At 48.4% G+C, this 22,380-nt stretch carries 21 protein-coding genes and 2 tRNA genes; 20 read left to right on the top strand and 3 right to left on the bottom strand.

All coding sequences use genetic code 11. The features are described from left to right. Positions 1–168 precede the first annotated feature (168 nt). On the top strand, positions 169–555 hold the full coding sequence (locus A8F97_RS15020) for a DNA-binding protein (RefSeq protein WP_012822529.1): 387 nt from the start codon (positions 169–171) through the stop codon (positions 553–555). 248 nt (positions 556–803) lie between these two features. Further along, positions 804–1,178, top strand: a complete 375-nt coding sequence (locus A8F97_RS15015) for a DNA-binding protein (RefSeq protein WP_012822530.1) — start codon at positions 804–806, stop codon at positions 1,176–1,178. 71 nt (positions 1,179–1,249) lie between these two features. Here the strand turns inward: A8F97_RS15015 and ispB are convergent, their stop codons facing one another. Next, a complete protein-coding gene (gene ispB, locus A8F97_RS15010) occupies positions 1,250–2,221 on the bottom strand; it encodes an octaprenyl diphosphate synthase (RefSeq protein WP_033070893.1) in 972 nt (323 codons plus the stop codon). A 257-nt stretch (positions 2,222–2,478) separates the two neighbouring features. Here ispB and rplU point away from each other — a divergent pair, with 257 nt between their 5' ends. From rplU to cgtA, 4 genes are all read left to right on the top strand, one after another. Further along, a complete protein-coding gene (gene rplU / locus A8F97_RS15005) occupies positions 2,479–2,790 on the top strand; it encodes a 50S ribosomal protein L21 (RefSeq protein ID WP_005971496.1) in 312 nt (103 codons plus the stop codon). Positions 2,791–2,808: 18 nt separating this feature from the next. Further along, positions 2,809–3,066 carry a 50S ribosomal protein L27 gene (rpmA, locus tag A8F97_RS15000; protein WP_005971498.1) on the top strand — a complete coding sequence of 86 codons (258 nt, stop codon included), beginning with the start codon at positions 2,809–2,811 and terminating at the stop codon, positions 3,064–3,066. An 89-nt stretch (positions 3,067–3,155) separates the two neighbouring features. Continuing rightward, a complete protein-coding gene (locus tag A8F97_RS14995; protein ID WP_012822532.1) occupies positions 3,156–4,118 on the top strand; it encodes a DMT family transporter in 963 nt (320 codons plus the stop codon). Between the two features lie 260 nt (positions 4,119–4,378). Then, positions 4,379–5,551 carry an Obg family GTPase CgtA gene (gene cgtA, locus A8F97_RS14990; protein ID WP_012822533.1) on the top strand — a complete coding sequence of 391 codons (1,173 nt, stop codon included), beginning with the start codon at positions 4,379–4,381 and terminating at the stop codon, positions 5,549–5,551. Between the two features lie 70 nt (positions 5,552–5,621). On the opposite strand, the gene dacB is transcribed toward cgtA, so the two are convergent. Next, positions 5,622–7,055, bottom strand: a complete 1,434-nt coding sequence (gene dacB, locus A8F97_RS14985) for a serine-type D-Ala-D-Ala carboxypeptidase (protein WP_033070894.1) — start codon at positions 7,053–7,055, stop codon at positions 5,622–5,624. Positions 7,056–7,323: 268 nt separating this feature from the next. On the opposite strand from dacB, the gene greA reads away from it, so the two are divergent. Then, the gene (gene greA, locus A8F97_RS14980; protein WP_005971506.1) at positions 7,324–7,803 is read left to right on the top strand and encodes a transcription elongation factor GreA; all 480 of its coding nucleotides are present in this window, start codon (positions 7,324–7,326) and stop codon (positions 7,801–7,803) included. A gap of 127 nt (positions 7,804–7,930) precedes the next feature. Here greA and yhbY read toward each other — a convergent pair whose 3' ends face one another. Next, a complete protein-coding gene (yhbY, locus tag A8F97_RS14975) occupies positions 7,931–8,224 on the bottom strand; it encodes a ribosome assembly RNA-binding protein YhbY (RefSeq protein WP_005971508.1) in 294 nt (97 codons plus the stop codon). 143 nt (positions 8,225–8,367) lie between these two features. On the opposite strand from yhbY, the gene rlmE reads away from it, so the two are divergent. The 13 genes from rlmE to rpsO all read left to right on the top strand — a co-directional run bounded on the left by rlmE (position 8,368) and on the right by rpsO (position 22,314). Beyond that, positions 8,368–8,997 carry a 23S rRNA (uridine(2552)-2'-O)-methyltransferase RlmE gene (gene rlmE, locus A8F97_RS14970; protein ID WP_005971510.1) on the top strand — a complete coding sequence of 210 codons (630 nt, stop codon included), beginning with the start codon at positions 8,368–8,370 and terminating at the stop codon, positions 8,995–8,997. Between the two features lie 47 nt (positions 8,998–9,044). After that, positions 9,045–11,000 (top strand): ATP-dependent zinc metalloprotease FtsH, encoded by a 1,956-nt coding sequence (ftsH, locus tag A8F97_RS14965; protein ID WP_012822535.1) that lies wholly within the window; start codon positions 9,045–9,047, stop codon positions 10,998–11,000. 117 nt (positions 11,001–11,117) lie between these two features. Beyond that, positions 11,118–11,951: a dihydropteroate synthase gene (gene folP / locus A8F97_RS14960; protein ID WP_012822536.1), complete on the top strand. Its 834-nt coding sequence runs from the start codon at positions 11,118–11,120 to the stop codon at positions 11,949–11,951. 8 nt (positions 11,952–11,959) lie between these two features. Beyond that, positions 11,960–13,297 (top strand): phosphoglucosamine mutase, encoded by a 1,338-nt coding sequence (glmM, locus tag A8F97_RS14955; protein ID WP_012822537.1) that lies wholly within the window; start codon positions 11,960–11,962, stop codon positions 13,295–13,297. A gap of 250 nt (positions 13,298–13,547) precedes the next feature. Beyond that, positions 13,548–13,880 (top strand): preprotein translocase subunit SecG, encoded by a 333-nt coding sequence (secG, locus tag A8F97_RS14950; protein WP_012822539.1) that lies wholly within the window; start codon positions 13,548–13,550, stop codon positions 13,878–13,880. Positions 13,881–13,904: 24 nt separating this feature from the next. Then, a tRNA-Leu gene (locus A8F97_RS14945) sits at positions 13,905–13,991 on the top strand. A 1,489-nt stretch (positions 13,992–15,480) separates the two neighbouring features. After that, positions 15,481–15,557: transfer RNA gene (locus A8F97_RS14940), tRNA-Met, on the top strand. Positions 15,558–15,774: 217 nt separating this feature from the next. Next, positions 15,775–16,227, top strand: a complete 453-nt coding sequence (gene rimP / locus A8F97_RS14935; protein ID WP_025919808.1) for a ribosome maturation factor RimP — start codon at positions 15,775–15,777, stop codon at positions 16,225–16,227. A gap of 21 nt (positions 16,228–16,248) precedes the next feature. Then, on the top strand, positions 16,249–17,778 hold the full coding sequence (gene nusA / locus A8F97_RS14930; protein WP_012822541.1) for a transcription termination factor NusA: 1,530 nt from the start codon (positions 16,249–16,251) through the stop codon (positions 17,776–17,778). Between the two features lie 25 nt (positions 17,779–17,803). After that, entirely contained in the window at positions 17,804–20,506 is a 2,703-nt protein-coding gene (gene infB / locus A8F97_RS14925) for a translation initiation factor IF-2 (RefSeq protein WP_012822542.1), read from the top strand. A gap of 73 nt (positions 20,507–20,579) precedes the next feature. Then, positions 20,580–20,978 (top strand): 30S ribosome-binding factor RbfA, encoded by a 399-nt coding sequence (rbfA, locus tag A8F97_RS14920; protein ID WP_005971529.1) that lies wholly within the window; start codon positions 20,580–20,582, stop codon positions 20,976–20,978. Beyond that, positions 20,978–21,922: a tRNA pseudouridine(55) synthase TruB gene (gene truB, locus A8F97_RS14915; protein ID WP_012822543.1), complete on the top strand. Its 945-nt coding sequence runs from the start codon at positions 20,978–20,980 to the stop codon at positions 21,920–21,922. Before rbfA ends, truB begins: the two co-directional genes overlap by 1 nt. A 122-nt stretch (positions 21,923–22,044) precedes the next feature. After that, the gene (gene rpsO / locus A8F97_RS14910) at positions 22,045–22,314 is read left to right on the top strand and encodes a 30S ribosomal protein S15 (protein ID WP_005971532.1); all 270 of its coding nucleotides are present in this window, start codon (positions 22,045–22,047) and stop codon (positions 22,312–22,314) included. The last annotated feature ends 66 nt before the right edge of the window (positions 22,315–22,380 follow it).

Below are 22,380 nucleotides of genomic sequence, written 5' to 3'. Positions count from 1 at the left end.
TAAGACGACTGTAGATTAGTGGTATAAATAACGGATGTTAGTTATATGCCGAGCTAACATGACATTATTATTTGGAAATAATATAGCATTAATTTTCCTTAAAATTCTCAATATATTTCCAAAATAAACGCGTTTTTGTTAGGGATGGCACTATCAGGATGAAAGGCAATGAAAAAAGAGTGGTTTGCTACCAGCGAATTGGTTGGAGTCGGCGGCCTTCCGAAATCAAGACAAGGATTGAATAAGCGCGCCCGTGAGGATGGATGGGAGAAACGCCGCCGCAAAGGCGTCCAGGGACGGGGGGTAGAGTATTCAATTCACAGCTTGCCGGAGACGGTAAGACAGTCCCTATTACTCGACATCGAGCCTTCCGCCTACTCGGCGAGACAGCCTGCGGCATTAGCCGTATGGATGCAGATCTATCAGCAACTATCTGAGAAAGAAAGAGATGAGCTAATTGCTTATATTCTGCGGGTCGGGGTGTCTACTACGCTGAGCCAGTTGGGTATTACCCCTTCGGATGGGGACGTTGCCTCATCAATGGAAATTGGTTGATTTGCCACTGATATGTGCTCTGTCGTTAATCTTAGCGATAGAGAGGAACCTGTATTTTTCTTTTGCTTTGTAGCTGTGTTCTGGCCGCGATGTTTGGGCATCGCGCAGGATTTAATCATTTCTTCTATTACTTAGGTGTGTCGGTAACGCGTAAAAGTTAGCGGTTTAGGTAATTATAGTCTACTATATGGAAACTTTTGGGCGAGTTGACGTAATGCCTGTTCAAAACAAACAAGGGAGTGACGAGTATGGACAAAGAATGGTTTGCAACAAGTGAGCTGGTTGGCGTAGGTGGGTTGCCTAAGTCACCGCAGGGACTGAACAAACGGGCGCGAGATGACGGTTGGGAAAAGCGCAGACGGAAAGGCGTTCAAGGGCGTGGCGTCGAATACTCTATTCGTAGTTTACCGAATGAAGTCAGGAATTCTTTGCTAGTGAAAGAGAATCCGCCAACAGAGTATTATCGCATCGATAACGAACCGACCCTGCTGTCATCATGGGTGCATATTTTCCATCAGCTATCTGTTGATGAGCGTGCCCAACTGATTAATTTCATCTTGCGTGAAGGAACAATAGCGATGTTGTCTCGGTTGGATGATGTCACCAGCGATCAGACGGCCTAGTCTGCCGAACGAGTAGCGCTGCAATGCAGCGCTACTTAGGTTGAATCTGCCAGATAAAATCGTACACCACGTTAGAAGTCGCGTTGTACGGCTAAGTGGGCTAGGCCTTCAAGTGCCACACGGTACGGCGTTTCCGGTAACCGTTGTAGTGCGCTGATCGCCTTATCCGCCTCTTCTTCGGCGCGTTGGCGCGTATAATCGAGCGAACCGCATTGCTGCATCGCGGCAAGAACCGGTTCTAGCAGGTGACGCCCATTTCCTTCTTCAATCGCATTGCGAATCAGCGAGCTCTGTTCCGCATTACCATGATGCATGGCGTGCAGCAATGGTAGCGTTGGCTTGCCTTCATTAAGGTCATCGCCCGTGTTTTTGCCCAGCGTTTTACCGTCTGCACTGTAGTCCAGCAGATCGTCAATTAACTGGAATGCGGTGCCTAGGTAGCGACCATAATCCTGAAGCGCTTTTTCTTGCCCTGGCGTTGCACCGGCAAGGATAGAAGATGATTGTGCTGCGGCTTCAAATAAACGTGCTGTTTTGCTGTAAATGACGCGCATATAACTTTCTTCCGTGATATCCGGGTCGTTGCAATTCATTAACTGCAAGACTTCACCTTCAGCAATCACGTTTACTGCTTCTGACATCAGAGCCAGCACGCGTAACGATTCAAGGCTGGTCATCATCTGGAAGGCGCGGGTATAGATGAAATCCCCAACTAACACGCTCGCCGCGTTGCCAAAGGCAGCATTCGCCGTCGCTTTACCTCGGCGCATGTCGGATTCGTCTACCACATCATCATGCAGCAGCGTTGCTGTATGGATAAATTCGATCAGGGCGGCGACAGTGACATGCTTATCCCCGTCATAGGCGAGGGCTCTGGCTGCAAGCACTGCAATCATCGGGCGTATCCGTTTTCCGCCACCACTGATGATGTAATGCCCAAGCTGGTTGATCAAAACGACATCGGAATTCAGTTGTTCAAGAATGACTTTGTTAACAGCAGCCATATCCTGTGTAGTTAGTTTTGTAATTTGTTCTAGATTCATGGTTTGTGCCAACGTATGTCTTCAACACTGCCGTAAGATTGCGGTTGCATATCGGCAAGATGGAACTCATTAGGCCGATTGTACTTGAAAAATGAGAGAGATAAACGGCAGTTCATACGTTGTATTCTTTTTCTTCACATCCGTTGATTATGCACTTGTCATCCTCAGTATTTTTGCGTAGAATTCGCGCCCTATTATGAATATTTATAGCGCGCTCTGAAAACCTATTAATGAGTGCGCGGAAAGCGGAGTTTTATATGTACGCAGTTTTCCAAAGTGGTGGTAAACAACACCGAGTAAGCGAAGGGCAAACCGTTCGCTTGGAAAAGCTGGACATCGCAACTGGTGAAGCCGTTGAGTTTGACCAAGTTCTGATGGTTGCTAATGGTGAAGAGATCAAAATCGGCGTTCCTTACGTTGATGGCGGTAAAATCAAAGCTGAAGTTGTTGCTCATGGTCGTGGCGAAAAAGTGAAGATCGTTAAGTTCCGTCGCCGTAAACACTACCGTAAGCAAGCAGGCCACCGTCAGTGGTTCACTGACGTGAAAATTACCGGCATCAGCGCTTAAGATTAGGAGAGCGGACAAATGGCACACAAGAAAGCTGGCGGTTCAACCCGTAACGGTCGTGACTCTAACGCACAACGTCTGGGCGTAAAACGTTTTGGCGGCGAAAGTGTACTGGCTGGCAACATCATCGTTCGTCAACGTGGCACCAAATTCCACGCAGGAACTAACGTTGGTTGCGGCAAAGATCATACTCTGTTTGCTTTGACTGATGGTAAAGTTCAGTTCGAAGTTAAAGGCCCAAAAAACCGTAAATTTATCAGCATCGTTGCTGAATAATTTTTCGCGTTAGGTCTTACGGATTTAAGCCCCGCAATTCTTTGCGGGGCTTTTTACATTCTGATTCTGAGTAAACCACCTGGATAAGTATGAATACTAAACAGCAGACAGGTATCGGTCTTTGTCTGGCGCTTACCACGGCTGTTTGTTGGGGGGCGTTGCCGATAGCCATGAAACAGGTTCTGGTGGTTATGGAGCCTTATACGATTGTTTGGTATCGCTTTCTTATCGCATCGATTGGGCTCGGCATTGTTCTGTCATCCCGAAAGAAGTTACCGCCAATGCGGGTTTTCCGTCATCGGCGTTGGTGGATTTTGCTGCTGATTGCGACAGCGGGACTGTTAGGCAATTTTGTTTTCTTTAGCTCGTCCCTACAATATCTGAGCCCGACAGCGTCTCAGGTTATTGGACAGCTTTCTCCAGTTGGTATGATGCTCGCCAGCGTACTCATCCTGAAAGAAAAGATGCGTGGTACGCAAATCATTGGGGCGATCATGCTGATCTGTGGCTTGATCCTGTTCTTTAATACCAGCCTGATTGAGATTTTTACCCGGCTAACGGACTACACGCTGGGTGTATTGTTGGGTGTTTGCGCCTCGGCAGTATGGGTATCCTATGGTGTGGCGCAGAAAGTCCTGTTACGACGTCTGACATCGCAGCAGATTCTGTTTCTGCTGTATGTTCTGTGTGTTGTCTTTATTACGCCTTTTGCCAAGCCTGACGTTATTTTTCAACTGAGTGGGTGGCAGCTTATCTGCCTGTTATTCTGCGGTGCGAATACATTAATTGGATATGGTGCGCTTGCGGAGGCGATGGCACGTTGGCAGGCGTCGCAGGTTAGCGCGGTTATTACGTTAACGCCGCTATTTACGCTGCTGTTTTCAGATCTGCTGGCGTTAGGGTGGCCGACTTTTTTTGCTGCCCCAGTGCTGAATTGGGTTGGCTATGTAGGAGCCTTTGTCGTGGTTGCTGGCGCTATGTTTTCTGCTATCGGCCATCGTCTCCTCCCTGGAAAAAAAGAGCCGGTGCCGCCATTGATGGCGAAAAAGTAGATTAAGAAAAGCGTATTGCGGTAGGTCACTGGCATTTTTTGACATTCCATATGCGCTGTTTATTTTTAATACAGATGAAATTATTGGAGCAGGCAGGTACAATCCTGCTCCTTTGCTGGAATGCGTTCTGGTGCGTCAGTTTTTTAATGGTGAGTAGAAATGTGCTACTTACCGTAAAATCAAATAGTTACGCCAAAGAGAACCAATAACAAGCCTAAAACACGTAGATATTCTCTATTGGTTTTTTGCGGAGAGAATCAATGAAGTTTGTAGATGAAGCCACAATTCTTGTTGTAGCGGGCGATGGCGGTAACGGTTGTGTTAGCTTTCGCCGTGAAAAATATATTCCTAACGGTGGCCCAGACGGCGGTGACGGCGGTGACGGCGGTGATGTTTATCTGCTTGCTGACGAAAACCTGAACACACTGATCGACTACCGTTTTGAAAAATCCTTCCGCGCTGAGCGTGGACAAAATGGACAAAGTCGCGACTGTACCGGTAAACGCGGTAAAGATATTACGATTAAAGTTCCTGTTGGTACCCGAGTTCTGGATCAGGGTACTGGCGAGGTGCTGGGGGATATGACGCGCCATCAGCAGAATCTGATGGTGGCGAAAGGCGGCTGGCATGGTTTAGGTAACACGCGTTTTAAATCGTCCGTCAACCGCGCTCCTCGCCAGAAGACCAGCGGCACGAAGGGAGAAGAACGTGAGCTGACGCTGGAGCTGCTGTTGCTGGCTGATGTGGGCATGCTTGGCCTGCCTAATGCGGGTAAATCGACCTTTATCCGTGCAGTATCAGCGGCGAAGCCGAAAGTGGCAGATTATCCGTTTACCACGCTGGTACCGAGTCTGGGCGTGGTTCGTATGGATAGCGAGCAGAGCTTTGTTGTGGCGGATATTCCTGGGCTGATCGAAGGGGCATCCGATGGTGCCGGACTGGGGATTCGTTTCCTGAAACACCTTGAACGTTGCCGCGTACTGCTACATTTGGTTGATCTGGCGCCGATCGATGAGTCAGATCCGATTGAAAATGCCAAAATCATTATCAACGAGTTAGAGCAGTATGGCGCTGGTTTGGCAGAAAAACCGCGCTGGCTGGTTTTCAACAAGGTTGATTTGATCGACAAGACTGAAGCTGAAAAACGTGCCAAAGAGATTGCGGCTGCGCTTGGTTGGGATGACAAATACTATCTGATTTCTGCGGCAAACCGTGAAGGCGTTACCCCACTTTGCTGGGATGTGATGAGCTTCCTGAAAGCTAATCCGAAAATAGCGGCGATTGCTGAAAGTGCACCGGAAAAAGTTGAGTTCATGTGGGATGACTATCATCGTGAACAACTGGCTGAAGTAGAAAAAGAAGCCGAAGAAGAGTGGGATGATGATTGGGACGACGAAGATGATGAAGGCGTTGAGATTATCTATCAAAAATAATTCGTTCTTCTGCTAGTCAATTCTCGCTTATCACGGCCTTACCCTGACAGGGTAAGGCCGCATTCTTATTTTAATTACTCTGATAAATGTCTTTGTAGAGGCGGCTTTCAAATCTCACCAGAGGGACGCGGCGTGCGCTCTGATCTTCTGGCGGTACGGCATAGCCGGACAGGAACTGAACGAATGCCATACGCTGGCCGCTTGCGGTGGTAATGAAACCTGCCAGATTGTATACGCCCTGTAAGGCCCCTGTTTTAGCCGAAACCTTGCCATCAACGCCAGCTTCATGCAGGCCGCCACGGTAACGCAATGTGCCGTCATAGCCTGAAAGTGGAAGCATCGTGATGTAATTTAGCTGATTATCGTGCTGTGCGATGTACTGTAATACCTGCATCATCGTTTCTGGCGAAATCAGGTTGTGTCGTGACAGGCCTGAACCGTCAACAACAATACTATTTCCTAAATCTACACCAGCTTTCTGACGAAGAATCTGACGCACGGCGTCGGCCCCTGCGCGCCACGTTCCTGGTACGCTAAAGCGTTCATGCCCAATGGTGCGAAAGACCGTATCGGCAATCATATTGTCGGATTTTTTCAGCATGATAGTGAGAAGATCATGCAGTGGCGCTGATTGTGTCTGGGCAAGCACGCTTCCTGCTGCACTTGGCTGTGCCTGTCGGCGTAAGCTGCCTTTAATGCGGATATCTGCCTGCTGAAGTTCATCTTTAACGATTGCGCCGGCGTAGCTTGCTCCATCTTGAATAGCGAACGCCAGCGGAAGGGGATCGGTGCGCTGAGTCAGGCAGCCAGTGAGCGTAAAGCGATTCAATTCTCCGGGAACCACATCCAGTTCACAGTATTGAGCATCGGAAGATCCTTTAGCCAGCGTGCGCACTTCGCTGAACATTTGCACTGGATAATAGGAAGCGACGCGAATGAATGCATTATCACCTGCTTTAGGTGCACTGTAGAGCGAAACGGAAAAACAGTTGCGATCGACAATGGCAGCCCCCGGCGGGGCGCTGAAACACTGTGTTATATCGTTCCATGGCCAGCCAGGTGCTTTGTCGTGACTGGCAAATACCGAAGTATCGATCAACACATCACCTGCAATTTCCTGTATTCCTCGTTTCCTTAATTCTTGCACCATATTCCGTATTTGCTGGCGTTTCAGGGTTGGATCACCGCTAAACCGTACAATGAGGTTACCGTTCAGAATTCCTCTGGAGACAGGACCGTGGCTTTCCATCGTGGTGATGAATCGATAATCTGGGCCCAATTGTAGCAATGCAGCTAATGCGGTTATCACCTTTTGTGTACTGGCGGGAAGCGCCATTTGCTGGCTATTGAAGGCCATGCTGGGTGTTGTTGCGCCAACTTTCTGTACCAATAACGCCAAATTGGCACCATCAGGTAAATATTGACGATGATCCTCAACTGAAGCTGCATTGGCATGCAGAACAAAAGCGCAGGCAAATCCGGTAACAATCGATGAAAAACGCATAATCTCAGCTAAGAACGGGGTAACGTGTGGTCATACTACGGCGCAATAAGGTCTAAAGTAAACGATGACCCTCATTGAACTCTGGGGTAAAATACGTATCAAAATGCAAAACCGCTGCTAGCCTGGAAATTTTGTTCCGGGGCTGGTTGCTTTTGTTTTATGTCCAGTAAGGGCTGGCACGTTGCAGAGACTCCGCCGCCTTTGATTTTTAGCGCGTCAGGATGACGATTATTTGAGTCTTACAGACTTTTTTAGAGGTATAGATAATATGAAACAATTTCCGATGACGTTGCGCGGTGCTGAAAAATTGCGCGAAGAGCTTGATCACCTGAAATCTGTGCGCCGTCCTGAAATTATAGCGGCGATTGCCGAAGCGCGTGAGCACGGCGATCTGAAAGAAAATGCAGAATATCATGCTGCACGCGAGCAGCAGGGCTTTTGTGAGGGGCGTATTCAAGACATTGAAGCCAAACTGTCCAACGCACAGGTTATTGATGTGACAAAAATGGCCGCGAACAATGGGCGTGTTATTTTTGGCGCTACCGTGACGGTGATGAATCTGGATAACGATGAAGAGCAAACCTACCGAATTGTTGGCGATGACGAAGCGGATTTTAAACAAAATCTGATTTCTGTTAACTCCCCGATCGCGCGTGGTCTGATTGGCAAAGAACAAGACGATGTGGTGGTCATTCGTACACCGGGCGGCGACGTGGAATACGAAGTCCTGAAAGTCGAATATCTATAAATTTACCATTTTGTTGATTAAAACAGCAAAAATTGTAAAGAAAAGAAAAAGGCCGCTTGCGGCCTTTTCTCTAACCGAGAGGCATGGCACCTTTCCGTTAAAACCGAGTATCCTGAAATAAAAAGTGTTATCGTGGTAACACAATTTTACGTTCTTTTGCAGGCCGGTAGAGCACGAGCGTATGGCCGATAACTTGAACGTTAGCGGCACCTGTTTCACGAACAATCGCTTCAACAATCAAGGTTTTGGTTTCACGATCTTCTGTCGCTACTTTTATCTTGATCAGTTCGTGATGCGATAATGCTTGTTCGATCTCAGCCAGAACACCTTCGGTGAGACCGTTATTGCCTAGCATGACAACCGGTTTTAGCGGGTGTGCCAAGCCTTTCAGGTGTTGTTTTTGTTTATTACTTAGGTTCATTGTCTTTTTTACTTAGGTTGGGATTGAAAACGGGTCATTCTACCGCCATCTCATGATTATAACCAATTTGACTGTTCTGATTGGTAATATGTGAGAAGTTTCTCCCCACCACGAGCGTGTTACTGAGAATAGTTGGAAAATCGATGGCGAATAAAAAGCGTTCTGCAAGCTCCAGTCGCTGGTTGCAGGAACACTTTAGCGATAAATATGTGCAGCAGGCCCAGAAAAAAGGGCTGCGATCACGTGCTTGGTTTAAACTTGACGAAATACAGCAGGGCGACAAACTGTTTAAACCCGGTATGACGGTTGTGGATTTAGGTGCTGCACCTGGCGGCTGGTCACAATATGTGGTTACGCAAATTGGTGGAAATGGTCGAATTATCGCGTGTGATATTTTACCGATGGATCCGATTGTTGGTGTCGATTTCCTGCAAGGGGACTTTCGTGATGAACTGGTCCTCAAAGCCTTGCTCGAAAGGGTTGGCGATAGCAAAGTTCAGGTGGTGATGTCTGACATGGCCCCTAACATGAGTGGTACACCAGCCGTTGATATTCCGAAGTCGATGTATCTGGTTGAATTAGCACTTGGTATGTGTCGGGATGTGTTAGCGCCAGGTGGAAGTTTCCTGGTGAAAGTGTTTCAGGGAGAAGGCTTTGATGAATACCTGCGGGAAATTCGCTCCCTGTTTACGAAGGTGAAAATTCGTAAACCAGACGCCTCACGTGCCCGGTCTCGTGAAGTGTACATTGTAGCGACAGGGCGCAAACTGTAGTACCCTAACGCTGTTTTTTAACACAGTTGTAATATGAGGTTAATCCCTTGAGTGACATGGCGAAAAACCTAATTCTCTGGTTAGTCATCGCAGTTGTGCTGATGTCTGTTTTCCAGAGCTTTGGGCCCAGCGAGTCGAATGGCCGTAGGGTGGATTATTCAACCTTCTTGACTGAAGTGAATCAGGATCAGGTCCGTGAAGCACGTATTAACGGGCGTGAGATCAGTGTTATCAAAAAAGACAGCAACAGATACACGACCTACATTCCAGTCAATGACCCCAAGCTACTGGATAACCTGCTAACGAAGAGTGTGAAAGTCGTTGGTGAGCCACCGGAAGAGCAGAGCCTGCTGGCTTCTATTTTTATTTCCTGGTTCCCGATGCTGTTACTGATTGGCGTTTGGATCTTCTTCATGCGTCAAATGCAAGGCGGCGGTGGTAAAGGTGCCATGTCCTTCGGCAAGAGCAAGGCGCGTATGTTGACTGAAGATCAGATCAAGACGACGTTTGCTGATGTAGCCGGTTGCGACGAAGCGAAGGAAGAGGTTAGCGAACTGGTCGAGTACCTGCGTGAACCTAGCCGTTTCCAGAAATTGGGCGGTAAAATTCCGAAAGGTATTCTGATGGTCGGCCCGCCGGGAACGGGTAAAACGCTGCTGGCTAAAGCCATTGCCGGTGAAGCGAAAGTACCTTTCTTTACGATTTCTGGTTCTGACTTCGTTGAAATGTTTGTCGGGGTCGGTGCTTCTCGTGTTCGTGACATGTTCGAACAGGCGAAGAAAGCTGCACCTTGTATCATCTTTATCGATGAAATCGACGCCGTTGGCCGTCAGCGTGGCGCTGGTTTAGGTGGTGGTCACGATGAACGTGAACAAACGCTGAACCAAATGCTGGTTGAGATGGATGGCTTTGAAGGCAACGAAGGCATTATTGTTATTGCGGCGACTAACCGTCCCGATGTGCTTGACCCTGCTTTGCTGCGTCCAGGCCGTTTTGACCGTCAGGTTGTGGTTGGCCTGCCGGATGTTCGCGGTCGTGAACAAATTTTGAAAGTTCATATGCGTCGCGTACCGCTATCTCCAGATATCGATGCGTCAGTTATCGCGCGTGGTACACCAGGTTTCTCCGGTGCGGATTTGGCTAACCTGGTTAACGAAGCTGCATTGTTCGCCGCTCGTGGCAACAAACGCGTGGTTTCGATGGTCGAATTCGAGAAAGCTAAAGACAAAATCATGATGGGTGCTGAGCGCCGTTCCATGGTGATGACCGAAGCGCAGAAAGAATCGACGGCATATCATGAAGCGGGGCACGCTATCGTTGGTTCGCTCGTTCCTGGGTATGACCCGGTGCATAAAGTCACGATTATCCCACGCGGTCGCGCGTTGGGCGTCGCTTTCTTCTTGCCGGTAGGCGATGAAATCAGCGCAAGCCGCCAAAAGCTCGAGAGTCGTATTTCGGTGGCCTACGGCGGACGCTTGGCGGAAGAAATTATCTATGGTTCTGACTACGTTTCTACAGGCGCATCGCAAGATATCAAAATGGCGACCAGCGTTGCACGTAACATGGTGACGCAATGGGGCTTCTCTGAAAAACTCGGTCCTCTGCTTTATGCGGAAGAGGAAGGGGAGGTGTTTCTCGGCCGTTCTGTAGCAAAAGCCAAGCATATGTCCGATGACACTGCGCGTATCATCGATCAGGAAGTTAGGCGTTTGGTTGATACGAACTACGAGCGTGCTCGCCGCATGTTAATGGAAAACATGGATATCCTCCATGCCATGAAAGATGCGTTGATGAAGTATGAGACGATTGATTCGCCGCAAATCAGCGATTTAATGGCTCGTCGCGAAGTTCGCCCGCCTGCTGGTTGGGAAGAATCAGGCTCAGGTAATAACACGGGCAACGGCGGTGCACCTAAAGCGTCTACGCCAGTGGATGAGCCGCAGACGCCTAATCCAGGTAGCAATTCTGGTAATACAATGTCTGAGCAAGTGGACGACAAATAATACGTCCGTGATAGACATTTGTAACATTACGAAACCCCAGCCCAGGCTGGGGTTTTTTACTGGGAATGCTCTTGAATCATATTTCACGCTAACTACACCAGAATGCGGAGGTAAATCATGCAACTGGTCGCCAGAGACTCTACGCTGGATCTTTCCTGCCCACACGTCATGGGCATTCTTAACGTTACGCCGGATTCTTTTTCCGATGGTGGTAAACACAATAATCTTGATGCGGCATTACTTCATGTCCAGAACATGATGAGCGCTGGCGCGACACTGATCGATATTGGCGGTGAGTCAACGCGTCCCGGCGCGGCTGAGGTCAGTACGGAAGAAGAACTGGAACGTGTAGTGCCTGTGGTTGAAGCCATTGCTAAACGCTTTGACGTATGGATCTCAGTCGATACCTCAAAGCCGGAAGTGATGACAGCGTCAGCGTTGGCGGGCGCGCATCTGATTAATGATATTCGTGCTTTGCAAGAGCCGGGTGCTCTGGAGGCAGCGGCGGCAACAGGTTTGCCAGTGTGCCTGATGCATATGCAGGGTATGCCGAGAACCATGCAGCACAAACCGCATTATGATGACCTGCTTCAGGATATCGGAAATTTCTTGCAACAACAGATAGAACGCTGTGTTAATGCCAATATTCCGAAAAGTAAGCTATTGCTGGATCCTGGGTTTGGATTCGGTAAGAATCTTGCTCATAATTACGCGCTTCTGGCTCGTTTGAGCGAGTTGCATCGTTTTGAACTGCCTCTTTTGGTTGGCATGTCGAGGAAATCCATGATTGGACAACTCCTTAATGTGCCGCCTGCGCAGCGTGTTCATGGCAGCGTCGCTTGTGCAGTTATCGCTGCGATGCAAGGAGCACAGATTATTCGCGTTCACGATGTTAAAGAAACGGCTGATGCTATGCGCATTGTTGAGGCTACCCTTTCTGCGAAGGAATAAAAAACAAAATGAGTAACCGCAAATATTTTGGTACCGATGGTATACGTGGCAAGGTTGGTGATACGCCGATTACACCTGATTTTGTACTTAAACTGGGCTGGGCTGCCGGGAAAGTACTCGCGCGGCATGGTTCGCGTAAAATTATTATCGGCAAAGATACCCGTATTTCTGGCTATATGCTGGAATCCGCGCTAGAAGCCGGGCTCGCGGCTGCGGGATTATCGGCTTCTTTTACCGGCCCGATGCCTACGCCTGCTGTCGCTTATCTTACCCGGACATTCCGTGCTGAAGCCGGTATCGTTATTTCTGCTTCTCATAACCCTTATTATGATAACGGTATTAAATTCTTCTCGATTGATGGCACCAAATTGCCGGATGAAGTAGAGGAAGCGATAGAAGCTGAACTGGAAAAGCCACTGACGTGTGTTGAGTCCGCAGAGTTAGGCAAAGCCAGCCGTATTGTTGATGCTGCTGGGCGCTACATCGAATTTTGTAAGGGAACTTTCCCGAGTGAACTGAGCCTCAATGGCTTAAAGATTGTCGTCGATTGTGCCAATGGTGCTACCTATCATATCGCCCCAAGCGTATTGCGTGAGCTTGGTGCTAAAGTCATCGCGATTGGCTGTGAGCCGGATGGGATGAATATCAATGAAGAGTGTGGCGCGACGGACGTGAGGCAGCTACAGGCACGTGTACTGGCTGAAAAAGCGGATGTTGGGCTGGCCTTTGACGGTGATGGCGATCGGCTCATCATGGTCGATCATTTGGGCAACAAGGTCGATGGCGATCAAATCCTGTATATCATCGCCCGTGAAGGCCTGCGTCAAGGGCAACTACGTGGCGGCGCAGTAGGCACCCTGATGAGCAATATGGGGCTTGAGGTCGCGTTAAAGCAACTGGGTATCCCGTTTGCTCGTGCCAAGGTGGGTGACCGCTATGTGTTAGAAATGATGCAGGCAAAAGGGTGGCGCATTGGTGCGGAAAATTCTGGTCATGTAATCCTATTGGATAAAACTACGACGGGAGACGGTGTGATTGCTGGTTTGCAAGTACTTACCGCGATAGTGAAAAACCATATGAGCCTGCATGATCTATGCAGTGGTATGAAGCTATTTCCACAGATCTTGGTCAATGTACGGTTTACGGGTGAAAACGACCCGCTGGAAGACAACAATGTGCAGCAGATTACGCTGGATGTGGAAAAAGAATTAGCCGGACGTGGGCGAGTATTGTTGCGAAAATCTGGTACTGAGCCACTTATTCGGGTCATGGTTGAGGGCGAACACGAAGAGACGGTGATTGCGTTGGCGAATCGTATTGCGGATGCCGTGAAAGCTGTCGGCTGAACGTTTTTTGATTCATCAATCAGGTAGATAAGGCTTTCGATATGCATTTGGTGTCGAAAGCCGCTGTTTTTTTCTGCAATCAACCCGTGGCGACCAAATTACCCTTGCGTACGCTACATCCTTTGGTTAGTATTCAGACCCGCTTGATAAGGGATGTACTCTACATCCGGCCTAGCGGAATGACACGCGGTTTACCGCCAGAATATAGCATCTCCATGAATCATGGGGAAAACGGTTAACGGGTACGACTATGTACGAAGTTCTATTAGTGATTTTCCTGTTAGTATCGATCGGGCTGGTTGCCTTGATCATGCTCCAGCAGGGTAAAGGTGCTGATATGGGAGCCTCGTTCGGAGCAGGTGCTTCTGCCACTTTGTTCGGTTCGAGCGGCTCTGGTAATTTCATGACCCGCATGACGGCGATACTGGCGACCCTGTTCTTCATTATCAGCCTCATTTTGGGGAACTTAAGTTCCCTGCAGAAAAGAGGCGGTACATGGGATAACCTGAGCCAGCCAGAAAGAGTGGAGCAGACAACAGCGCCTGTTGCACCTTCAACGCCGGCGAGTGACATTCCGAAGTAAGCGTTTTAAAGCAGTAACTGTGATGCCGTGGTGGTGGAATTGGTAGACACGCTACCTTGAGGTGGTAGTGCCCGATTGGGCTTACGGGTTCAAGTCCCGTCCTCGGTACCAACATAAAAAATAGACGCTAACAAGCGTCTATTTTTTTGTCTTTAATTTCTCACATTAGCCTTACAGATGCGCCAGTTACTTGCTGTCTAATCAGTCAATAAAGGCTTGAGGCGCGTTTTCTATTCTCTCAGTAATATACTTCACTATTTTATACTGCCCTTTCTTCATGGTATCCGACAGTCGCTGAAGCATCGGATCGGATGAGGTAGATTTATCTATGCTCGCAGTTTTTTAGAGGACTACTGTGGCTGGTTACGCTCATTGTTCCGATGTCAGTCAATTGTCATTGAGGTTAAGGCCAGGTGCCTCTGATGTAGCGATTGGTTCATCAACGCGTCTGCACTCAGGTGTGGAGTGTAAAATGTGACGTGAGGGATGGTTCCTCACGTTGGTTCAACACTCGGAAGGTCAACGTGATTACTTCCCTGAACGATGACCGTAAGCATCTGCTCCTGTCGTTCAAATCGGGTAGGAAGCTGTCTTGGTGCGATCACTCTCTCGTGAAGAACTGCTTGCTACTCTACAACCCTGTTGAGGTTACGTTCCCTGTTACTTGATGTGTACTTTCTCCCCTGGGAGTCATTTTGACCGCGAGGGACTTCAAACCGAGTAAATCTGCTAGGTTGCTATTCTTTCCATCACGAAATAAATATAAAAAACTTTGATGGAAATAAAATAACTATTCTGTAATATTTATTTGATGGTATGAATATATAAATTTCTATGCTGTAATGTCACGTGTTGTTTTTTATAATTCACTACGCTAAATATTATTTAATGATATTTTATTGCTAATTGACTTCATTATTCTAACTTTATTAAATGATTATGTCCGTATATATGATTAATTATCGTTTATCTTGATAAGATAATAATTGTATTTGAAATAAGGTTTTTTTAATAAATTGATTTTATTGTATTATTTCATTTGTTTTTGGCTTTTAAAATAAAATTAACGGAGGGTTTATTGTTGGTAAGTTTATGTTTTATTTTGGTTTTGTCTGTTGTGGTTAATGGTTTTGTACACTGTTTTAATGTTTTTTAGTATGAAGTGAATTTGTTAAATAGGGTTTTTATGGGGAAATTAGTGTTTTTTTAAATTATAATGAATAAAGTTGAAATTATGATTTTTTGAAGGTCTGTATGAGAGATATATTGATGTTGCCGTGATTATTGATGTTATTGTTAGAAGAGGAATGAAGATAAAATTTATTTAGTTATTATTTTATTTGAAAATATGTAAATCCCAAATGCCATCTCTTCCACATCTCCTTGGCATCTGATCCTTTCTTCTACAGCTTGCCTACTTTACGACTAGGGCGGCGGAACAAGATCGGTTTGGAATCCCTGGCGCTGTGATTGACGTTCCAAACGAGCGGTTGTTATTGACAAATAGACCTATTCCACGTATAAAAATCGCCTTCGAACCAGTCCTATGGATGACTTGCATTTGTGCGGTTGTCAGCGTAGTATTTGCCACGTTTTCGGACGCGGGGTGGAGCAGCTTGGTAGCTCGTCGGGCTCATAACCCGAAGGTCGTCGGTTCAAATCCGGCCCCCGCAACCACTTACTTCCAGTAAAGTGTTTTTTCAAATATGTTCTTCACTCAATTTCTATCTCTTTTTGCAGTGATTTTTGAAAAAATCCTTCACCGAAAGTTATGCCGCGATGGCTCGCGGTATTAGGGTCCAGTTGCATAAAGCCCCGATTTTTCGGGGTTTTTTGTTATTTGGCAACAAACAACTGGGCTATTAGGCCCTTTTTTTATGTCTTGGGGGTGGACTTGTCCACATTAGAGCAAAAATTAACAGAGATGATTTCAGCGCCCGTGGCCGCATTAGGCTACGAATTAGTTGGGATTGAGTTCATCCGTAGCCGCCAATCGACGCTGCGTATCTATATTGATAGTGAAGATGGGATCACTGTTGATGATTGTGCTGATGTCAGCCACCAGGTCAGTGCGGTATTGGACGTAGAAGACCCAATTACTGTCGCTTATAACCTGGAAGTTTCGTCTCCAGGGCTCGAACGTCCCTTATTCACAGCAGAACACTATCTGCATTTCATCGGTGAAGAGGTGACAGTGGTGCTGCGTATGGCAGTCCAGAATCGCCGTAAATGGTTGGGTGTGATCAACGCTGTTGACGGCGAAATGATCACCATAACAGTGGAAGGCAAAGATGAAGTATTCGCGCTGAGCAACATTCAGAAAGCGAATCTTGTACCCCACTTTTAAAGTTTGGATGAGGCAACTAGGATGAACAAAGAGATTCTGGCTGTTGTTGAAGCAGTTTCCAATGAGAAATCCCTTCCGCGCGAGAAGATTTTTGAGGCGTTGGAAACCGCACTAGCGACGGCAACCAAGAAAAAATACGAGCAGGAAATTGACGTTCGCGTCAGTATCGATCGTAAAACCGGCGATTTTGATACCTTTCGTCGTTGGTTGGTGGTGAATGAAGTCACTCTGCCAACTCGTGAAATTACGCTTGATGCTGCGCAGTTCGAAGATCCTTCTCTTGACGTTGGCGGTTATGTTGAAGATCAAATCGAATCCGTAACCTTTGACCGTATTACTACGCAAACGGCAAAACAGGTTATCGTACAGAAAGTTCGTGAAGCTGAACGTGCGATGGTTGTTGATCAGTTCCGTGAGCAAGAAGGCGAAATTATCACCGGTGTCGTGAAGAAGGTGAACCGTGATAATATTTCACTTGAAGTCAGACCGATTGATGGCTCTAACACTGGTGCAGAAGCCGTTATTGGCCGTGAAGACATGCTGCCTCGTGAAAATTTCCGCCCTGGCGATCGTATTCGTGGCGTGCTGTACTCTGTACGTCCAGAAGCTCGCGGTGCTCAACTGTTTGTCAGCCGTTCCCGCCCGGAAATGCTGGTTGAGCTCTTCCGCATTGAAGTGCCAGAAATCGGCGAAGAAATTATCGAAATTAAGGCAGCGGCTCGCGATCCGGGTTCACGTGCGAAAATTGCAGTGAAGACGAATGACAAGCGTATCGATCCTGTCGGTGCTTGTGTCGGTATGCGCGGTGCGCGCGTGCAGGCTGTTTCCAGTGAACTGGGTGGCGAGCGTATTGATATCATTCTGTGGGATGACAATCCTGCACAGTTTGTGATCAATGCCATGGCCCCTGCCGATGTGGTATCGATCGTCGTTGATGAAGATACCTGCACGATGGATATCGCCGTTGAGTCGAGTAATCTGGCTCAGGCGATTGGTCGAAACGGGCAGAACGTCCGTCTGGCTTCCCAACTGTTGAAACAGCATCGTTCAGACGATCGTTGGGAACTGAACGTGATGACAGTGGAAGATCTTCAAGCCAAGCATCAGGCCGAAGCACATGCTGCAATCGACGTCTTTACCAAGCACCTGGATATTGATGAAGAGTTTGCCACTGTGTTGGTTGAAGAAGGTTTCTCCTCACTTGAAGAACTGGCCTATGTGCCAATCAAGGAACTGCTGGCTATCGAAGGCCTTGATGAAGAAACCGTTGAAGCATTGCGTGAGCGAGCTAAAGCCGCATTAACAACGCTGGCATTGGCGCATGAAGAAAGCCTTGGTGACGGTCAACCTGCTGAAGACTTACTTAGCTTGCCTGGGCTGTCGCGTGAGTTGGCGTTCAAACTTGCTGCGATCGGTGTTTGTACGCTGGAAGATCTTGCTGAACAGGGCGTTGACGACCTGACAGATATTGAAGAGCTCAATGATGAGCAAGCGGGCGAATTGATTATGGCCGCACGTAATATCTGTTGGTTTGGCGACGACAACGAATAACGAACTGTAGCAGGAAAGGAACAGCATGACAGATGTAACCGTAAAATCGCTGGCCGCAGAGATTCAAACTCCGGTGGACCGCCTGGTACAGCAGTTTGCTGATGCGGGAATGACCAAGTCTGAATCGGACTCTGTGACCCAGCATGAAAAAGAAACGTTATTAGCGCATCTGAACCGCGATCGCGGTAATGCGCCGAGTAAATTAACGCTGCAGCGCAAAACACGTAGCACGTTAAATGTCCCTAGCACCGGTGGTAAAAGTAAGTCGGTGCAGATCGAAGTCCGCAAGACACGCACTTATGTAAAACGCGATCCTATTGATGCCCAACGGGCTGAAGAGGAAGAGCAGGCACGGCGTGAAGCGGAAGAACAGGCACAACGTGCCGCTGAAGAGCAGGCTAAACGCGAGGCCGATCTGCGCGAAACTGCTGAGAAAGCGAAGCGTGCTGCCGACGAGCAAGCCAAACGTGAAGCCGCTGAAAAAGCTAAGCGTGATGTAGCGGAAAAAGAAAAAGTGACGAACCAACAAAACGAAAATATGACCAAGCCAGCTCAGTCTGAGAAAGCGAAACGTGAAGCGGAAGCTGCCGAACTTAAACGTAAAGCAGAAGAAACTGCGCGTCTTAAAGTTGAAGAAGAAGCGCGTCGTATTGCTGAAGAAGCTCGCCGTATGGCTGAAGAGAACGCCGGACGTTGGGAAGCGGAAAGTGCGACTAAACCTGAAGAATCTGCCGATTATCACGTGACGACGTCTCATCATGCCCGTGAAGCAGAAGATGAAAACGACCGTCAGGTTGAAGGTGAGCGTCGTACCCGCACCCGCGCAGCTAAAGTCACCAAGCAGAAGAAAGGCAATCGCCAGTCTGAGTCTAAAGCTGACCGTGAAGAAGCGCGTGCCGTTACCCGTGGCGGTAAAGGCAAGCGTAAGCCAAGCTCACTGCAGCAGAGCTTCAATAAGCCTGCTCAAGCGGTTAACCGTGATGTTGTGATCGGTGAAACCGTTACCGTTGCTGAACTGGCTAACAAAATGGCAGTTAAAGGCTCTCAGGTCATCAAAACGATGATGAAGCTGGGTGCGATGGCAACCATCAACCAGGTCATCGATCAGGAAACCGCGCAACTCGTCGCGGAAGAGATGGGCCATAAAGTCATCCTGCGTCGTGAAAACGAGCTGGAAGAAGCAGTAATGAGCGATCGTGATATGGGTGTTGCGGCGGAATCCCGCGCGCCAGTCGTGACCATCATGGGTCACGTTGACCACGGTAAAACCTCTCTGCTTGACTATATCCGTTCAACCAAGGTAGCAGCAGGCGAAGCGGGTGGTATTACCCAGCACATCGGTGCTTACCACGTTGAAACTGACAACGGTATGATTACGTTCCTGGACACACCGGGACACGCCGCGTTTACCGCAATGCGTGCTCGTGGTGCTCAGGCTACGGATATCGTGGTACTGGTTGTGGCAGCGGACGATGGCGTGATGCCGCAGACAATCGAAGCTATCCAGCACGCGAAAGCGGCTAAGGTTCCGGTTGTTGTTGCAGTAAACAAAATCGATAAGCCAGATGCCGATCCGGACCGTGTAAAAACCGAGCTGTCTCAGTACGGTATCATGCCGGAAGAGTGGGGCGGTGAATCTCAGTTTGTCCACGTATCTGCTAAAGCCGGTACGGGTATCGATGAACTGCTGGATGCGATTCTGTTGCAGGCCGAAGTTCTGGAGCTGAAAGCCGTTCGTAGCGGCATGGCAAACGGTGTAGTGATCGAATCCTTCTTGGATAAAGGTCGTGGCCCGGTTGCAACTGTACTGGTACGTGAAGGTACGCTGAATAAAGGCGACATCGTTCTGTGCGGCTTTGAATATGGCCGTGTTCGTGCGATGCGTGATGAGTTAGGCCGTGAAATTACGTCCGCAGGTCCTTCTATTCCTGTCGAAATTCTCGGTATGTCTGGTGTGCCTGCCGCAGGTGATGAAGCCACGGTTGTTCGTGACGAGAAGAAAGCACGTGAAGTTGCCTTGTATCGTCAGGGTAAATTCCGCGAAGTTAAACTGGCTCGTCAGCAGAAATCTAAACTGGAAAACATGTTTGCCAACATGACAGAAGGTGAAGTTTCTGAGCTGAACATCGTTCTGAAATCTGACGTACAGGGTTCTTGTGAAGCGATTTCCGATTCACTGCAGAAACTGTCTACTGATGAAGTGAAAGTGAAGATCGTCGGTTCCGGTGTGGGCGGTATCACAGAAACTGACGCTACGCTGGCAGCGGCATCGAATGCGATTATCCTTGGTTTTAACGTTCGTGCCGATGCATCAGCACGCCGTGTCGTTGAAGCGGAAAGCCTGGATCTACGTTATTACTCCGTCATCTATGATTTGATCGACGAAGTGAAACAGGCGATGAGCGGTATGCTGGCGCCGGAGTATAAGCAAGAGATCATCGGTCTGGCCGAAGTCCGTGACGTCTTTAAATCACCGAAATTTGGCGCTATCGCTGGCTGTATGGTGACGGAAGGTATCGTTAAGCGTCACAACAAGATCCGTGTATTGCGTGACAACGTGGTGATCTACGAAGGCGAGTTGGAATCTCTGCGCCGCTTCAAAGATGACGTTAACGAGGTCCGTAACGGCATGGAATGTGGTATCGGCGTGAAGAACTACAACGACGTCCGCCCTGGCGATATGATCGAAGTCTTTGAAACGATTGAGATCAAACGCACGATCGCCTAATTCGTTTCAGCGACGACGTAAGTGATTTATAAGGGGGGCCTAGTGCCCCCCAATTTTTACTGGAGAATTTATCATGGCAAAAGAATTCAGCCGCACCCAGCGCGTTGCGCAGGAAATGCAAAAAGAAATCGCCATTATCATTCAACGTGAAGTGAAAGATCCGCGCATCGGCATGGCGACCGTATCCGGTGTGGAAGTTTCTCGCGATCTGGCCTATGCCAAGGTTTTTGTGACCTTCCTGAATGATAACGAGCCAGAGCAAGTTAAAATCGCGGTGAAAGCACTGCAAGATGCGTCTGGCTTTATCCGTATGATGATTGGTAAGGCAATGCGCCTGCGTGTTGTTCCAGAATTAACCTTCTCCTATGACAACTCATTGGTTGAAGGGATGAGAATGTCTAATCTGGTGACCAATGTGGTCAGAAACGATACGGAACGACGTTCTGTTACGGGCGAAGATCAGGAGGATTAATGAGTCGTCCTCGTCGCCGTGGCCGTGATGTACACGGCGTATTGTTATTAGATAAGCCGCAAGGCGTGTCGTCTAATGATGTTTTGCAGAAAGTAAAACGGATTTTTAACGCTAACAGAGCGGGTCATACAGGGGCGTTGGATCCATTAGCCACCGGTATGCTGCCGATTTGTCTTGGGGAAGCGACAAAGTTTTCCCAATATTTGCTGGATTCTGATAAACGCTACCGTGTCATTGCTCGCCTTGGGCAACGCACTGATACCTCTGATGCCGATGGCAACGTGATTGAAGAACGTGCTATTGGTTTTTCTGCTACGGATCTGGAGCAGGCGCTGGAGAGTTTTCGCGGTACTACGCAGCAAGTACCATCCATGTACTCAGCGCTGAAATACCAGGGGCGTAAGTTGTATGAGTACGCACGCCAGGGGCTGACGGTTCCGCGTGAAGCACGTGAAATTACCGTTTACGAACTTCAGTTTATTCGCTGGGAAGGCGATGAGTTGGAGCTAGAGATCCACTGCTCGAAAGGGACGTACATCCGTACCATCATTGACGATCTGGGTGAAAAGCTGGGATGTGGTGCGCATGTGATTTACCTGCGTCGCTTGCAGGTTGCTGCGTATCCGACTGAAAGAATGGTGACGCTGGAACAACTGGCTACCTTGGCCGAGCAGGCTCAGACTGAAGAGCTCGCACTTTCTCTGACCCTTGACCCTCTATTGATGCCGATGGAAAGCCCGGTTATTGATTTCCCTGAAGTGAATTTGCCACCCGTTGTCGCAGGCTATTTGAAGCTTGGACAGGCTGTTCAGGCAGCGCATGCGCCGTTGAACGGCATGGTGAGAATCACCGAGGGAGACGCGCATAAATTTATCGGAATGGGTGAAATTGACGACGATGGTCGCGTTGCGCCGCGGCGTCTGGTTGTTGAGTTTCCAGTGTAAACCCGCCCGTTGCTGCCTTGCTATCGCAGAACGCTGAGGGTAGAATAGCGCGGCTTGACTATTGGGTGGCTGAATTAGAGATCGGCGCCTGTTTTTTTATCTATAATGTTTGGAGTATTACAATGTCTCTAAGTGTTGAAGCTAAAGCTAAAATCGTAGCAGACTTCGGTCGTGGCACTAACGATAGTGGTTCTACTGAAGTTCAGGTTGCTTTGCTGACTGCGCAGATCAACCATCTGCAAGGCCACTTTTCTGAGCACAAAAAAGATCACCACAGCCGTCGTGGTCTGCTGCGTATGGTTTCTCAGCGTCGTAAGCTGCTGGACTACCTGAAGCGTAAAGATGTAGCACGTTACACCAGTCTGATCGCGCGTCTGGGTCTGCGTCGCTAAGTCTTCTGAGTTTCAGTGGAAAGGGGCCTCTTTTGGCCCCTTTCTTCTAGGAAGCATTAGCAAAAC

Origin of the sequence: Pectobacterium parmentieri, from assembly GCF_001742145.1 — a bacterium.
In the GTDB taxonomy this organism is placed as follows: domain Bacteria; phylum Pseudomonadota; class Gammaproteobacteria; order Enterobacterales; family Enterobacteriaceae; genus Pectobacterium; species Pectobacterium parmentieri.
This window is presented reverse-complemented; position numbering and strand designations above follow the sequence as displayed.

Coding starts and splice junctions, on each gene's coding strand:
- folP (WP_012822536.1), top strand. CDS start 11,118: ATGCAACTGGTCGCCAGAGACTCTACGCTGGATCTTTCCTGCCCACAC.
- greA (WP_005971506.1), top strand. CDS start 7,324: ATGAAACAATTTCCGATGACGTTGCGCGGTGCTGAAAAATTGCGCGAA.
- yhbY (WP_005971508.1), bottom strand. CDS start 8,224: ATGAACCTAAGTAATAAACAAAAACAACACCTGAAAGGCTTGGCACAC.
- rbfA (WP_005971529.1), top strand. CDS start 20,580: ATGGCAAAAGAATTCAGCCGCACCCAGCGCGTTGCGCAGGAAATGCAA.
- ispB (WP_033070893.1), bottom strand. CDS start 2,221: ATGAATCTAGAACAAATTACAAAACTAACTACACAGGATATGGCTGCT.
- rpmA (WP_005971498.1), top strand. CDS start 2,809: ATGGCACACAAGAAAGCTGGCGGTTCAACCCGTAACGGTCGTGACTCT.
- rlmE (WP_005971510.1), top strand. CDS start 8,368: ATGGCGAATAAAAAGCGTTCTGCAAGCTCCAGTCGCTGGTTGCAGGAA.
- A8F97_RS14995 (WP_012822532.1), top strand. CDS start 3,156: ATGAATACTAAACAGCAGACAGGTATCGGTCTTTGTCTGGCGCTTACC.
- dacB (WP_033070894.1), bottom strand. CDS start 7,055: ATGCGTTTTTCATCGATTGTTACCGGATTTGCCTGCGCTTTTGTTCTG.
- A8F97_RS15015 (WP_012822530.1), top strand. CDS start 804: ATGGACAAAGAATGGTTTGCAACAAGTGAGCTGGTTGGCGTAGGTGGG.
- truB (WP_012822543.1), top strand. CDS start 20,978: ATGAGTCGTCCTCGTCGCCGTGGCCGTGATGTACACGGCGTATTGTTA.
- A8F97_RS15020 (WP_012822529.1), top strand. CDS start 169: ATGAAAAAAGAGTGGTTTGCTACCAGCGAATTGGTTGGAGTCGGCGGC.
- infB (WP_012822542.1), top strand. CDS start 17,804: ATGACAGATGTAACCGTAAAATCGCTGGCCGCAGAGATTCAAACTCCG.
- nusA (WP_012822541.1), top strand. CDS start 16,249: ATGAACAAAGAGATTCTGGCTGTTGTTGAAGCAGTTTCCAATGAGAAA.
- rplU (WP_005971496.1), top strand. CDS start 2,479: ATGTACGCAGTTTTCCAAAGTGGTGGTAAACAACACCGAGTAAGCGAA.
- glmM (WP_012822537.1), top strand. CDS start 11,960: ATGAGTAACCGCAAATATTTTGGTACCGATGGTATACGTGGCAAGGTT.
- secG (WP_012822539.1), top strand. CDS start 13,548: ATGTACGAAGTTCTATTAGTGATTTTCCTGTTAGTATCGATCGGGCTG.
- cgtA (WP_012822533.1), top strand. CDS start 4,379: ATGAAGTTTGTAGATGAAGCCACAATTCTTGTTGTAGCGGGCGATGGC.
- rpsO (WP_005971532.1), top strand. CDS start 22,045: ATGTCTCTAAGTGTTGAAGCTAAAGCTAAAATCGTAGCAGACTTCGGT.